Genomic DNA, 15634 nt, shown 5'->3' on the forward strand with positions numbered 1-15634 from the left:
GTGGCGACCGCGGCGCAGGTCGCCGCTAGGGCTTGGGAACGCGCTGTAGCCGGGTCCTGCTGGCCCGGTCGTGCCAGGTGAGCCGGTCGCGATCCAGCCAGGCCCACCAGAATCCGGCGCCGGCCAGGCCCAGCGACAGCGTGGCCACCGCATAACGCGTCCAGGCCTGTCGCCAGGTGGGGCGTGGCTCCTGCAATCGCAGCCGCCACGGGCGCATGCCCAGGGTCTGTCCGCCGCGGTGCCAGCTGAGCGTGGCGTAGAGGCCTGCCACGGCCCAGCAGCACAACCACAGCAGCCATTGCCAACCACTGAAGGGAGCGATGTTTTCGCGTGCCGGGTGGCCAGCGAGCGTGAATCCCAGTGTGAACCCGGTAGACACCAGCATCCAGAGCGCCAGCACCGGCCAGAAGTCGTAACACAGGGCCAATACCCGCCAGCCCAGCAGGGCAGGTGGGCGTGCAGTGCAGGGGGCAGGAAGCGACGTCATGCCAGCAGCATAGCGGTCGCCAACGCGACGGCAACGCCGCGCTGCGGCAGTGCCCTGTCCCAGGCCTGGCGTGCCTGGTGGAGCGGCGAGCCAACGGGGCCGGAGGTTTGATATCGCGTCGCCAATCGAAACCTGGCCTCGCGCCGGCCGTGCGTCGCGTTCTATGCTGTGGCGATGCCTGCCAGCAGCCCTTCCGAACGTCGCCAGCTCGCCCGGCAACTGCCGCCCGTGCAGGCGGCCGATGCGGCGCTGATTGCCCGTTTCCTGGACCGTTTCTGGGCCGAGAATGGCGTGGCGCGGCAGACCCTGGACAGTTATCGACGCGATCTGGAAGGGCTGGCGCGCTGGCGCGACGGGGCCGGTGGCGGCCTGGCCGGGATGCAGCGCGCGGCGCTGTTCGACTACCTGCGCTGGCGTACCCAGGCGCACTATTCGCCGCGCAGCAATGCCCGGCTGTTGTCCACCTTGCGCGCCTTCTACGGGCTGTTGCTGCGCGACGGGAGCCGCAGCGACGACCCGACCGCGCTGCTGGACCCGCCGCACCTGCCGCGTTCGCTGCCCAAGGCACTGACCGAGACTCAGATCGACGCCTTGCTGGCGGCGCCCGACATCCAGGTGCCCGTGGGGCTGCGCGACCGCGCCATGCTGGAACTGATGTACGCCGCAGGCCTGCGCGTCAGCGAACTGGTCACGCTGCCGGCGGTGGGGGTCAACCTGCGCCAGGGCGTGCTGCGCGTCACCGGCAAGGGCAGCAAGGATCGCCTGGTGCCGCTGGGCGAAGAATCCCAGCACTGGCTGGAGCGGTACCTGCGCGAGGCGCGTCCGCTGCTGGCCGGTGGCAAGCCGGTGTCCCCCGTGGACGGGCAGGTTCCCTTGTTCATCGACGCCGTCGGCCGGCCGCCCAGCCGCCAGCAGTTCTGGGCGCTGGTCAAACGCTACGCGGCGCTCGCCGGCATCGACCCGGCCACGGTGAGTCCGCATGGTCTGCGGCACAGTTTTGCCACTCATCTGCTCAACCGCGGCGCGGACCTGCGCGCGCTGCAGATGCTGCTGGGGCACAGCACGTTGTCGACCACCCAGATCTACACGCTGGTCGCGCGGGCCCAATTGCAGACGCTGCACGCCCGGCATCATCCACGCGGCTAGGCGCACGCCGGGGGAGCGGCCTGCACCTCTCATGAACTGGCCCGTCTGCCAGCGAACCGATCGCCCCTGCCGCCGCGCGGCTTCATCTGCCCTGTGCGAGAATCCAGCCACCCCATTCCACTGGATGCGTGAATGTACCGTTTTGCCATCGTCGCGCTGCTGGGCGCAATCAGCCTCACTGCCTGCGCGCAATCCTCGCAGCCCGCATCAAGCACCGCCACCAAGCCAGTCGCCGCTGCCAACGCCCCGGCCGGGGACGTGGATCAGCGCGTGGGCAAGGCGCTCAAGTTGCTGGACCCGGAATTCAAGCCCGACTACATCGGCGCTGCGCCGTTCCCGGGGTTTCGCGAGGTGGTGACCGGCGGCCAGGTGCTGTACGTCAGTGACGATGGGCGTTACCTGATCCAGGCGCAGCCATTCGACATCCAGAACAAGCAGTTCGCTGCCAGCGCGGGTTTGCTGGCGTATCGCCGCAAGCAGCTGGAGTCGGTGCCCAAGGCCGACCGCATCGTGTTCGCGCCGGCCAACCCCAAGTACACCGTCACCGTGTTCACCGACGTGGAATGCGGTTACTGCCGCAAGCTGCACAGCGAAATCGGCGAGCTCAACAAGCAGGGCATCGCGGTGGAATACCTGGCGTTCCCGCGCATGGGCCTGGGCAGCCAGGACCACAAGGAAATGATTGCGGTGTGGTGCGCGGCCGACCGCAAGCAGGCGCTCACCGCCGCCAAGTCCGGCCAGCCGGTGGCCTCCAAGGACTGCAAGAACCCGGTGTCGATGGAGTACACGCTGGGCCAGCGGCTGGGCGTCAACGGAACCCCGGCGATCTTTGCGCCGGATGGCACCCAGCTCGGCGGTTACCTGCCGCCGGCGCAGCTGCGTGAAGCGCTGGAAAAGCGCGCCGTGACCACCGCCGTTGGAAGCCGCTAAGAAACACCGCCCAGGCTGGCAGTCGATGCGTGCCATCCGGGTGTGTGACTGCGGCGAAAGGGATCACGAAGGCCGGGATGCAGACGCATTTCGGCCTTCGTCGTTTCAGTGATCCGGGGTTTGCGGTGGCGGGATTGCGGATGGAAACCGTCCACTGGTGGCTCGCGGATACGTGCGATGCCAAGGGGGGCGCCAGCCGTTCTGGCCCTGGCCGCCGACGCCAGCCTGCCCGCTTCCCGCTTCCCGCTTCCCGATTCCCGCTTCCCGCTTCCCGCTTCCCGCTTCCCGGCCGGACGGCCGGCCCCAGCCAACCTCCGCTACAATGATCGGCCACGTTTCTGACACGGTTCTCCGGACATGATGGTCCTCGAGGGCGCTTCCGCCCTTTCGCCGTTCCGCCGCGCTCGGCTCGAAACCCGCCTGCAAACCTTCGTTCCTGCGCTGCGCATCACCGGCGCCTGGCACGTCTACTTCATTCGCGCCGAGGCCGGGCAATCGCCCGATCAGGTCACCTTGCAGCGGATCCTGCAGGCCGCTGCAGACCCCGCGCCGCGCGACGAGAATGCGTCTTCGCACTATGTCGTGCCGCGCCTGGGCACGCTGTCGCCGTGGTCGAGCAAGGCCACCGAACTGGTGCGCGGGGCCGGGCAGCCGATCCAGCGCGTGGAGCGCGGCACCCGCATCGACCTGGCCGGCTGGCCGGCCGACGTGGCCGCGCAGGCCGCCGTGGCCAAGCTGCTGCACGACCCTATGACGCAATCGCTGCTGGGCTCGACCGCTGCGGCCGAAGCCCTGTTCAACGTGCCCGAGCCGGGCCAGTTGCAACGCGTGCCGCTGGAGGCGCTGGAACAGGCCAACCGCGACCTGGGCCTGGCGCTGGCGCAGGACGAGATCGACTACCTGCGCGAACGCTTCGCCGCCCTGGGCCGCGACCCGGCCGATGTCGAGCTGATGATGTTCGCGCAGGCCAACTCCGAGCACTGCCGGCACAAGATCTTCAACGCCAGCTGGACCATCGACGGCAAGCCGCAGGAGCGCTCGCTGTTCCGGATGATCAAGCACACCCACCAGCAGACCCCGCAGCACACCTTGTCGGCCTACAGCGACAACGCGGCGGTGGTGGAAGGCGTGCCGGCCGCGCGCTACCGCCCGGACCCGGTCAGCGGCGAGTACCGCGGCGAAGCGGTGCTGCCGTCGGCATTTGCGATCAAGGTGGAAACGCATAACCACCCGACCGCGATCGCGCCGTTTCCCGGCGCGGCTACCGGCGCCGGCGGCGAGATCCGCGACGAGGGTGCCACCGGTCGCGGCGGCAAGCCCAAGGCCGGCCTGACCGGGTTTTCGGTTTCGCACCTGCGCATTCCCACCCTGCCGCAGCCGTGGGAAGCGCCGCGCGCGCTGAACCCGCGCATGGCGCCGGCGCTGGACATCATGCTCGACGGCCCGCTCGGCGGTGCCGCGTTCAACAACGAATTCGGCCGCCCGAACCTGCTCGGGTATTTCCGCAGTTTCGAGCTTGCCGAAGGTCCGGGCCTGACCCGTGCCTACGACAAGCCGATCATGCTGGCCGGCGGCCTGGGCGCGATCGATCGCAACCAGGTTGAGAAGCTGCGCCTGCAGCCCGGCGATGCGGTGATCGTGCTGGGTGGCCCGGCGATGCTGATCGGCCTGGGCGGCGGCGCGGCCAGTTCGGTGGCGGCCGGCGACAGTGCCGAAGCGCTGGATTTTGCCAGCGTGCAGCGTGAAAACCCGGAAATGGAGCGCCGCTGCCAGGAGGTCATCGACCGCTGCGTGGCGCTGGGTACCGACAACCCGATCCGCTGGTTCCACGACGTGGGCGCGGGCGGCCTGTCCAACGCCATCCCCGAACTGCTGCACGATTCCAGCGTGGGCGGCATCATCGACCTGGGCCGCGTCCTGACCGACGACCCATCGCTGTCGCCGCTGGAACTGTGGTGCAACGAATCGCAGGAACGCTACGTGCTGGGCGTGCCGCAGGCGCGCCTGGACGAATTTGCCGCCATCTGCGCCCGCGAACGCTGCCCGTTCGCCGCCGTCGGCGTGGCCACGGCCGAGGAGCGGCTGGTGGTGGGCTACGGCGTCCTGGACGCCGGGAATGGGGAATCGGGAATCGGGAATGGTAACGGCGTGCTGCCGGTTGCCGAAGCCGCTTCTCCCCATTCCCCATTCCCGACTCCCGATTCCCCGCTCCCGATCAATCTGCCGATGGATGTCCTGTTCGGCAAGGCGCCGAAGATGCATCGCGATGCGGTGCGGCCGGCCGCGCCGCAGTGGCCGGCGCTGCAGACCGCCGGGCTGGACCTGCAGCAGGCGGGTCTGCGCGTGCTGGCGCATCCCACCGTGGCGTCCAAGAGTTTTCTGGTCACCATCGGCGACCGCAGCGTGGGCGGGCTGACCGCACGCGAACAGATGATTGGGCCGTGGCAGCTGCCGCTGGCCGATTGCGCCATCACCCTGGCCGGTTTCGACACCTTCGAAGGCGAGGCGATGTCGATCGGCGAGCGCGCCCCGCTGGCGCTGTTGAACGCTGCCGCCTCGGCGCGCATGGCGGTGGGCGAGGCGATCACCAACCTGTGCGCGGCACCGGTGCAGACCCTGGCCAGCATCAAGCTCTCGGCCAACTGGATGGCCGCCGCCGGTCATGCCGGCGAAGACGCGCTGCTGTACGACGCGGTGCGCGCAGTGGGCATGGAGTTGTGCCCGGCGCTGGAGTTGAGCATCCCGGTGGGCAAGGATTCGCTGTCGATGCAGGCGCAGTGGGTTGCCGGGAATGGGGAATCGGGAATCGGGAATGGCAAAACGCCGCAGCCCTCCGCTTCCACCATTCCCGATTCCCAATTCCCAATTCCCGGAGAAACGCTGAAAAGCGTTTCTCCGGTCTCGCTAATCATCAGTGCCTTTGCGCCGGTGAGCGATGTGCGCGCCCAGCTGACGCCGTTGCTGCGCAACGATGAACAAAGCGAGCTGTGGTTGATCGGGCTCGGTGGCGGCAAGCAGCGTCTGGGTGGGTCGGTGCTGGCGCAGGTGTATGCCGACGATTCGGCGCTGCCGGCCTTCGGCGGTGAGGTGCCGGATCTGGACGATGCGCAGCGACTGCGCAGCTTCTTCGAGCTGATCCGCGATGCACGCCAGAGCGGGCTGCTGCTGGCCTATCACGACCGTAGCGACGGCGGTGCGTTCGCGGCGCTGTGCGAGATGGCGTTCGCCTCGCGCCAGGGCCTGGACATTACCCTGGATGCCTGGGGCGATGATGCGTTCCGCAGCCTGTTCAACGAAGAACTGGGTGCAGTGGTGCAGATCGCCAGCGAGGATCGCGCCGCGTTCGCCGATCTGGTCGAGCGGCATGCGCTGACCGAATGCGCGCAGCGTATCGCGCGCCCCACCGGCACGCCGCGCGTGCGGGTCAGCGCGCAGGGCCGGGTGTTGGCCGAATGGCGCTGGGAAGCGCTGTTCGATGCCTGGTGGTCGGTGACCCACGCCATGCAGACGTTGCGTGACAACCCCGACAGCGCCGACGAAGAGCGTGCCCTGGCACGCGACTTCCAGGCGCCCGGGCTGCGGCCGACGCTGTGCTTCGACCCGTCCGAAGACGTGGCCGCGCCGTTCGTGGCCACCGGCGCGCGGCCCAAGGTGGCGATCCTGCGCGAGCAGGGCGTCAACGGGCAGATCGAAATGGCCTACAACTTCGAGCGTGCCGGTTTCCGCGCGTTCGACGTGCACATGAGCGACCTGATCGAAGGGCGCGTGGATCTGGTGCAGTTTTCCGGCTTCGCCGCCTGCGGCGGTTTCAGCTACGGCGACGTGCTGGGGGCCGGCCGCGGCTGGGCCACCTCGATCCTGGAACGCGCGGCCCTGCGCGAGGCCTTTGCCGCGTTCTTTGCGCGCAGCGATACGTTCGCGCTGGGTGTGTGCAACGGCTGCCAGATGCTCAGCCAGCTCAAGGACATCATTCCCGGTGCCGAGCACTGGCCCCGTTTTCTGCGTAACCGTAGCGAGCAGTTCGAAGCGCGCACCGCGTTGCTGGAAGTGGTGGAGTCGCCGTCGATCTTCCTGCGCGGCATGGCGGGTTCGCGGATCCCGGTGGCGGTGGCGCACGGCGAAGGCCGCGCGGAGTTCGACAGCGCCGTGGACCAGGCCGCCGCACGCGTGGCGCTGCGCTATATCGATGGCGATGGCGCGGTGGCCGCGCGTTACCCGCTCAATCCGAACGGCTCGCCGGACGGCATCACCGGCCTGACCAGCACCGATGGCCGCGTCACCATCCTGATGCCGCATCCCGAGCGCACCCCGCGCACGGTGAACCTGAGTTGGCATCCCGCACAGTGGGGCGAGCAGTCGCCCTGGCTGCGGATGTTCCGTAACGCGCGCGTCTGGTGCGGTTGAGCCGCATGCGTTGAGTGCGCCATGCGTTTCTTGCAAACGGCCGTGTGCAGCGATGCACACGGCCGTTTGCATTTGGCGCGCGGCATGCCCGTTGCGGTGAATGGAAAGCACATTGTCGCGCGCCAGAACCACACGCTTGGTCCGGCCAGTGCACGCAATGCCTGCTGTGCAGCACTGGTCAACGACGGGTGTTGCTTGGGATGCATGACAGGCGGCAGGGCGGTCGCTTGCACTGCTGACGATCGCCTCATGCCCGCGAGATCAATTGCAGGGCACGGTGCGCGGGAATCGCCTTGCGCATTCCGTAGCAGCGTTGTTGCCGGCTGCTAGGGAATGCTGTTTTGTTGAGTCACGTGGTTGCCTTGGTCCGCATTCGAAACTATGTATCGAATCGTCAATAAAGGTTGCTCCAGGTAACTGCAAAAATGAGATTTATTTGGTGTGGATGCCTCTTTTTTCATCAGCGTGACACGGTTCGCATTTAGTCATTCGGATTTTTAATAGATTCATCACGCGCTGCATATCTGCAAACGTCGTAATCCTGCTGACTGCTCAAGATCGCTTCTTTTCGCCTGTAAATACGCGCGAACGGGAGTTGCTGTGCTCTATAAAACCTCAGGGGGACCATGCGCCGCAGCGGTGCATGGTGGTCGGTTTTCATACGCCAGACCATAATGGGGAGTAATTCGTTAATGAAAAACATCAGGCATGCCGGGGGAGATCTTTCCGCGGCTACGGTGAAGTGCTATCCAATCCTTTCAAATTTCCAGGGATGGGCTGAAGCCAAAGCAGGCAACGGCCTTGCGCTAGCCATCTGCATCATCCTTGCCGGCGGGGTTATTCCGGCAACTGGATCGGCTGAGGAACACACTGCCGCCGAACGCTGCACGGTCATCGATGGTCGGCAGACCTGCGTTGCGCCCGTGGCAGCGACCATGACCGGCGTCAATGCGCTCGCCAGTACAGCCGTGCAGACAACCGCCGCCAAGATGACGGCAGCAGCGGTGGAGGAAGACGAAGTGCCTCCCTTTGTGGATGGGCGCGACGCCATCGCGTTGGGTGCCGCGAGTAACGCGCTGGCCGATGGTGCCAGTGCGTTGGGAGCCGGCAGCCTGGCGCTGAAACGCGATGCGACCGCCGTGGGGCGCAATGCGGTCGCCGTCGGCACTTCCGCCGTTGCGGTGGGGGGGGTGGCGACGGTGTTCGACTACGACGCGTTTGGTTTCGTCATCGGCAGCAGCGAGCAAGCCACCGAGGCCACCGGGACTTCCTCCACCGCCATCGGTGGCGGCGCGAAGGCCGTCGATCCGCTGACCACTGCGGTGGGGACTGGCACCATTGCCAGCGGCATCCAGAGCACGGCACTGGGCTACCACGCGCGCACCGCTCAGGACGCCGCCACGGCGGTGGGTGGCTTGTCGCAGGTGTCCGGCTTCGGTGGCGCCGCGCTGGGCTACACCGCCAATGCAAGTAGCGATTTCGCTACGGCGGTGGGCTTCGGTGCACGCGGCACCGGCATCAGCACAGTGGCAATGGGCGACGGTTCGCTCGCCAGCGGTGCCGAGAGCGTGGCGATCGGCGGTACCAGCAGAAGCACCCAGGGATCGATCAGTGCAGCGACAGGACTTGGCGGTATCGCGCTGGGTGCCGGTGCGCAGAGCCAGTCCGATTACGCCATTGCCATTGGCTACAACTCCACCGTTTTCCCCAATCTGCCGGGCAACACCGATGCGATTGCAATCGGCCATTCCGCGGCAAGCTTTGCGCCGCGCACCGTGGCCCTGGGGGGCATTGCATTGGCGGCGGGCGATGGCAGCGTGTCGATCGGCCAGGAGAGCATCACCTTCGCCGAGAACAGCATTGCGCTGGGCGCGCGTGCCGCGACCTCGTGGGTCAACGGCAACAACATCGCCATCGGCGCGGATGCGCAAACCAATGGCGTCGATGCGCTGGCGATCGGTTATGGCGCGCGGGTGAGCAATCAGGTCGACGATGCATGGGGTCGCTCCCCGTCCAACGCCGTCGCACTGGGGGCGTCGTCGTACGCCGATCGCAGCAACGCGGTGTCGGTGGGCAACGTGCAGGCCGGGCTGACCCGGCAGATCACCAGCGTTGCGGCCGGGACCGAGGCCACCGATGCGGTGAATCTGGCGCAGCTCGATCGTGTTGGCGCCCTCGCCACGCGTCTGGACCACCATCTGGCACTGGCCAAGTCCGATACCGATGAGACAGGCGCGTTTGCCGAAGGCAGCAATGCCATCGCCCTCGGTAGCGCCAGCAATGCACTGGGCAACGGCGCCAATGCGTTGGGCTCCGGCAGTGCGGCAATCGGCCGCGACACCGTGGCAGTGGGGCGCAACGCCAGCGCTTCCGATGTGTCGGCAGTGGCACTGGGCGGCGTTGCCAGCGTCCCGTTGTTGGACGAGAACGGCTTCATCGTGGGCGAACAGGAACAGGCCACGAGCGCGCAGGGGCGTGGCGCGGTGGCGTTGGGTGGCGGCGCGCAGGCCATGCAGACATTCGCCACCGCTGTCGGCACCGGTGCGTCGGCGCGCGGCGCGCAGTCCACGGCGGTCGGCTTCGCCGCGCAGGCGCTGGAAGACACCAACAGCGCACTGGGCAGCTTTTCGGCGGCGCATGGCGCGGGCTCTTCGGCGTTGGGATCCAATGCGGTGACCACCGGCAGGCTGGCCACCGCCGTGGGATTCGCGGCGCTTGGCAATGGCGAGAGCAGCATTGCGGTGGGTAGTGGTGCAGCTGCCGTGGGGGACCGCAGCGTCACCATCGGTGGTTTCTCGCTGATCAGCAACACGCTCTTCAATTCGAGCAGCTCCGGTCTTGGTGGCGTGGCGATCGGCGCAGGCGCGCGAAGCGGTGCCGACTACGCCATTGCGTTAGGCTACAACGCCAATGTGTTCAGCAACGACAATAACGTCGATGCGGTGGCCATCGGGCATAGCGCCGGCGCGTTCGGACCACGCGCTGTGTCGCTGGGTGCATCGTCGTCGGCACAGGCGGCAGAGGCGATTGCCATTGGTTATGACGCACGTGCCATTTCCAACCGAAGCATCGCCATCGGCAGTGGCGCCGATACCTCGATCATCTACGGCGATACCATCGCTTTGGGAACCAATGCCAAGGCTGATGCGCCCGACGCGATCGCGATCGGACGCAATGCCAGCGTTGGTGTGTTCGTTGGTGAAGTGGGTAGTGCGGCGGTGGCATTGGGTGTGCAGGCGCGGGCGCTCGGCAACAACAGTATGGCGATGGGCTATAACGCCTTCACCCGGGAGGGCGCGCGCAATGCGCTCGCACTGGGTGCCAACTCCGGCGCCAGCGGTGCGGACTCGGTGGCACTGGGTTCCGGCGCGCGCAGCGGCGAAGCCAATGTAGTGTCGGTGGGGAATGGCAATGGTCGTGGCGGTCCGGCGACGCGGCGCATCGTCAACGTGGGCACCGGCGCGATTGCAGGCAGCAGTACCGATGCGATCAATGGCGGCCAGCTGTTCCAGTCGTTGAGCAACACGGCCAGCTTCCTCGGCGGTGGTGCAGCGATCGGTGCGCAGGGTGTGTTCGTGGCACCGACCTATGTGATTCAAGGCAGCAGTTACAGCAACGTCGGCGCGGCATTGACGGCACTGGACAGCAAGGTCAGCGAACTGGATGCGCGTGCGGGGAGGGCAACGGTCTCGCGGGTATCTGCGGCGCGCACTGCAGACACGCGGATGAGCGCAACAGGAGGCGGCACAGGTGTTGGCAGCGCTGCCGATGCGACGGTTGCGGCAGCGCCGACCTCCGTCGCCAGCGAGACGGCGCTTGTCTCGACGCCGGCCGCCAGTGCCGTTGCAGCAAGCAACGTGAGCGGTGCAACCTCCAGCTTGCATGGTACGCCGACCGCAGCGGCGGTCGGCGGCATCACCCCAGCGGCGACGTCCACAACGGTGGGGACTGCTGCAGTGGCCAACCACGTTACCGGCACGGCCATCGGCGGCAGCGCGTATGCACACGGCGCCGACGACACCGCGATCGGCAGCAATGCGCGTGTCGATGCCGACGGCAGCACCGCAGTGGGCGCCAACACGCAGATCGCCGCCGCGGCGACCAATGCGGTGGCGATGGGCGAAGGCGCCCAGGTCACCGCGGCGTCGGGAACGGCCATTGGCCAGGGTGCACGGGTCACCGCGCAAGGCGCAGTGGCGCTGGGCCAGGGTTCGGTCGCCGACCGCGCCAACACGGTGTCGGTGGGCAGCGTGGGCGGCGAGCGGCAGGTGGTCAACGTGGCCGCCGGCACGCGCGCCACCGATGCGGTCAACAAGGGCCAGCTGGACAGTGGCGTGGCGGCGGCCAACAGCTACACCGACAGCCGCTACAACGCGATGGCCGACAGCTTCCAGAGCTACCGGGGTGATCTGGAAGACCGTCTGCGTCGGCAGAACCGGCGTCTGGACCGCCAGGGTGCGATGGGCTCGGCGATGTTGAACATGTCCGCCAGCGTGGCGGGTATCGCCTCGCAGAACCGTGTCGGTGCCGGCGTGGGTTTCCAGAACGGCGAATCGGCGCTGTCGGTGGGCTACCAGCGGGCGATCAGCCCGCGCGCCACCCTGACGGTGGGCGGCGCGCTCAGCGGCGACGACCGTTCCATCGGCGTGGGTGCCGGTTTCGGTTGGTAAGTGCGGTTGCATCAACGCGACGGCGCGGCAGCGCGCCGTCGCGGCAGGGCAGGGCCTGAGGGGGCGGGCAGGGACCGTGGCTAGGCCAGCCAACGGATCCGCATGCAGGGACGGCCGTATCAGGAGCGATCGACAAGACCCAGCGGGCCGCGCGGCGGCCGTGCTGCGCCTTCGACGCTGCTCCAAACCTGATTGACGAAAAAACACGAAGAGGACTTCACCGTGACCGACAAGACGTTCCGCCTTACCCCGCTGACCGGCGCCATGTTGATGCTGGCGTTGGGTGCCTCCGGCACCCTGGCCGCCGCACCCACCGTGCTGGTCAAGGAACCGAGTCAGGCCGCCCCGACCGGCGCTGCCTTCAGTAGCCGCCTGATCGTCCGCTACAAGGAAAATACCGCTGCTGCGACCGATCGCAGCAGCAAGCTGGGTGCGGTGCAGGCTGCGGTGGGCCGGGTTGGCGCCAGCAGCGGCGCACGCAGCAGTGCCGCCGCCAAGGCGACCTATGTGCGCAAGCTGGGCATCGGCTCGGACCTCGTCAAGCTGTCCAGCACCCTGACCGCCGCGTAGGTGGACAAGGTGGTGGCCGAGCTGAAGCAGGACCCCTCGGTCGCCGATGTGCAGATCGACCGCATGCTGCGTCCGGTGGACATCAAGCAGAGCGCCGCCACCAATGTGAGTCCGCAGCTGGTTCCCAACGACCCGCTGTACGCGCAATACCAGTGGCACCTGAGCAATCCCACCGGTGGCATCAACGCACCGGCGGCATGGGATCTGTCGCGGGGCGCCGGCGTGGTGGTGGCAGTGCTGGACACCGGCATCCTGCCGGGTCATCCGGATTTTGCCGGCAATCTGCTGCAGGGGTATGACTTCATCAGCGATGCCGAAGTCTCGCGTCGCCCGACCGATGCGCGCGTGCCGGGCGCACTGGACTACGGCGACTGGGAAGAAGCCGACAACGTCTGCTACGCCGGTTCGGTGGCGACGGAAAGCTCCTGGCACGGCACCCATGTGGCGGGCACCGTGGCCGAAGCGACCAACAACGGCGTCGGCATGGCCGGCGTGGCGCCCGGGGCGACCGTGCTGCCGGTGCGCGTGCTCGGCCGCTGCGGCGGTTACACCTCCGACATCGCCGATGCGATCGTGTGGGCCTCCGGCGGTACGGTCGAAGGCGTCCCCGCCAATGCCAATCCGGCCGAGGTCATCAACATGAGCCTGGGCGGCGGCGGTGCCTGCGATTCGGCCACCCAGCTGGCGATCAATGGCGCGGTGTCGCGTGGTACCACCGTGGTGGTGGCGGCCGGCAACGATGGCGACGATGCGGCCAACCATTCGCCGGCCAGCTGCAGCAACACCATCACCGTCGGTGCCACGCGCATCACTGGCGGCATCGCCTACTACTCCAACTACGGCAGCAAGGTGGACCTGGCCGGCCCGGGTGGCGGCGGCAGCGTGGACGGCAACCCGGGCGGCTATGTCTGGCAGGCCGGCTACACCGGCAGCACCACGCCGACCTCCGGTTCGTACAGTTACATGGGAATGGCGGGTACCTCGATGGCCTCCCCCCACGTGGCCGGCGTCGTGGCCCTGGTGCAGAGTGCGGCCATCGGTCTGGGCGAGGGCGCGTTGACCCCGGCGGCAAGTGGAAACCCTGCTCAAGCAGACCAGCCGCCGTTTCCCGGTGACTCCGCCGGCCAGCACCCCATCGGCAGCGGCATCGTCGACGCCAAGGCCGCACTGGAAGCGGTGCTGGAAGCACCCTGCGATCCGGCGACCGAGAACTGCGCACCGACCGCCATCGCGCTGACCAATAAAGTGCCGCTGGCCGGCCTGAGCGGCGCCGAGGCCAGCACCACGCTGTACAGCTTTGACGCCAAGGCCGGTGCAGTGCTGAGCTTCATGACCTACGGCGGTACCGGCGATGTGTCGGTCTATGTCAGTCACGAAGCCGAACCCAGCGCCACCCGCTTCGATGCCAAGTCCACGCGTCCGGGCAACAGCGAAACCGTGCGTTTCACGGCGCCCAAGGCCGGGACTTACTACATCAAGTTGGTCGGCGCGGCAGACTACGCGAAGCTGACGCTCGTCGCACGACAGTAAGTGCAGGCAATAGTGTGACCGATGCCCCCGGCCAATCACCGGGGGCATCGTTTTTCAGGGTGATTCAGAGGCGTACGGTTGATCGCCGCGGCAAACTGCTACAGTCGGCGCCGGACCAGTGGAGACGAGTGTGAACGCGGTTGCCGTCGATCCAATCGAGCATCGAAATGCCCAGGCGCGCATCGTCGACGCATTGCTTGAACGCCGTCGTCTGAAGGACACCGATTTGCTGCGCGCGCGGCAGCTGCAGGCCGAATCGGGCATGGGCTTGCTGGCCCTGCTCGGCCGCCTGGGCCTGGTGTCCGAGCGCGATCATGCCGAAACCTGCGCCGACGTGCTTGGCCTGCCGTTGGTGGACGCGCGCCAACTGGGAGATACCCCACCGGAAATGCTGCCCGACGTGCAGGGACTGTCGCTGCGCTTCCTCAAGCAATTCCATCTGTGTCCGGTGGGTGAGCGCGATGGCCGGCTGGAGCTGTGGATCGCCGACCCGTACGACGATTACGCCATCGATGCGGTCCGTCTTGCCACCGGCTGCGCGTTGTCGCTGCAGGTTGGCCTGCGCTCGGAAATCGACGATCTGATCGAGCGCTGGTATGGCCAGGGCCGCAGTGCGATGGGCACCATCGTCGAAACCGCCGACGGCGATGCCAACAGCAGCGACGATATCGAAGCCTTGCGCGACCTGGCCTCCGAAGCACCGGTGATCCGGCTGGTGAACCTGGTGATCCAGCACGCGGTGGAACTGCGCGCCTCCGACATCCATATCGAACCGTTCGAAAGCCGGCTCAAGGTGCGCTACCGCGTGGACGGCGTGCTGGTGGAAGGCGAAAGCCCGCCCGCCAAGCTCACTGCGGCGGTCATCAGTCGCATCAAGATCATGGCCAAGCTCAACATCGCCGAGCGCCGCCTGCCGCAGGATGGACGCATCATGCTGCGCGTGCAGGGCAAGGAACTGGACCTGCGCGTGAGCACCGTGCCCACCGCGCATGGCGAAAGCGTGGTGATGCGCCTGCTGGACCGTGAAACGGTGGTGTTCGACTTCTACAAGCTCGGCTTCACCGAAGAATTCCTGCCGCAGTTCCGCAAGGTGCTGGAGCAACCGCACGGCATCATGCTGGTCACCGGCCCCACCGGCTCGGGCAAGACCACTACGCTGTACACCGCGCTGAGCCAGCTCAACACCGCCGACGTCAAGATCATCACCGTCGAAGACCCGGTGGAATACCAGATCGAAGGCATCAACCAGATCCAGGCCAAGCCGCAGATCGGGCTGGATTTCGCCAACGCCTTGCGCAGCATCGTGCGGCAGGACCCGGACATCATCATGATCGGCGAAATGCGCGACCTGGAAACCGCGCGGATCGCGATCCAGTCCGCGCTTACCGGCCACCTGGTGCTGTCCACGTTGCACACCAACAACGCCGCCGGCGGCATCACCCGCCTGCTGGACATGGGAGTGGAGGATTACCTGCTCACCTCCACCATCAACGGCATCCTGGCGCAGCGCCTGGTGCGCAAGCTCGATCTGGCCAACGCCGAACGCTATGCCGCATCGCCGGAGGAGATCGAACGCTTCAACCTGCGTCGCCTGCAGCCCGATGGCGAGATCTTCCTGTATCGTCCGCGTCCCTCGGCGGCGGCGCCGACCGGGTACCTGGGACGCACCACCATCGTCGAATTCCTGGTGATGAACGACGAGCTGCGGCGCGCGGTGATGCGCCGCGCCGGCATGGGCGAGATCGAACAACTGGCGCGCCAGGCCGGCATGCGCACCATGTACGAAGACGGCCTGTCCAAGGCCTTGCGCGGCGAAACCACCATCGAGGAAGTATTGCGCGTCACGGAGGATGCGTGAGCGTCAATGGGGCAATAGTGAGCATGGGATGCTCGGGAT

The 15634-nt window shown here is 67.2% G+C and carries 6 protein-coding genes and 1 pseudogene; 6 read left to right on the forward strand and 1 reads right to left on the reverse strand.

What is annotated here, in order from left to right:
- Positions 1 to 25: 25 nt before the first annotated feature.
- Positions 26 to 487, reverse strand: coding sequence for an RDD family protein (locus tag ACCQ13_RS02575; RefSeq protein WP_104602286.1), 462 nt, complete (start codon positions 485 to 487; stop codon positions 26 to 28).
- Between the two features lie 174 nt (positions 488 to 661).
- Here ACCQ13_RS02575 and xerD point away from each other — a divergent pair, with 174 nt between their 5' ends.
- From xerD to gspE, 6 genes and pseudogenes are all read left to right on the forward strand, one after another.
- Complete coding sequence (gene xerD, locus ACCQ13_RS02580) at positions 662 to 1633, forward strand: site-specific tyrosine recombinase XerD (protein ID WP_159406583.1); 972 nt, start codon at positions 662 to 664, stop codon at positions 1631 to 1633.
- 132 nt (positions 1634 to 1765) lie between these two features.
- Entirely contained in the window at positions 1766 to 2563 is a 798-nt protein-coding gene (locus ACCQ13_RS02585) for a DsbC family protein (RefSeq protein ID WP_159406584.1), read from the forward strand.
- Between the two features lie 357 nt (positions 2564 to 2920).
- On the forward strand, positions 2921 to 6967 hold the full coding sequence (gene purL / locus ACCQ13_RS02590; protein ID WP_104602289.1) for a phosphoribosylformylglycinamidine synthase: 4047 nt from the start codon (positions 2921 to 2923) through the stop codon (positions 6965 to 6967).
- Between the two features lie 935 nt (positions 6968 to 7902).
- Positions 7903 to 11637 carry a YadA-like family protein gene (locus tag ACCQ13_RS02595; protein ID WP_274396845.1) on the forward strand — a complete coding sequence of 1245 codons (3735 nt, stop codon included), beginning with the start codon at positions 7903 to 7905 and terminating at the stop codon, positions 11635 to 11637.
- A 222-nt stretch (positions 11638 to 11859) separates the two neighbouring features.
- A pseudogene (locus ACCQ13_RS02600) lies at positions 11860 to 13737 on the forward strand (S8 family peptidase).
- A 130-nt stretch (positions 13738 to 13867) separates the two neighbouring features.
- Positions 13868 to 15595, forward strand: a complete 1728-nt coding sequence (gene gspE, locus ACCQ13_RS02605; protein WP_167526817.1) for a type II secretion system ATPase GspE — start codon at positions 13868 to 13870, stop codon at positions 15593 to 15595.
- Positions 15596 to 15634: the final 39 nt, after the last annotated feature.

Source organism: Xanthomonas sp. NCPPB 1638 (assembly GCF_041475635.2).
In the GTDB taxonomy this organism is placed as follows: Bacteria; Pseudomonadota; Gammaproteobacteria; order Xanthomonadales; family Xanthomonadaceae; genus Xanthomonas; species Xanthomonas cucurbitae.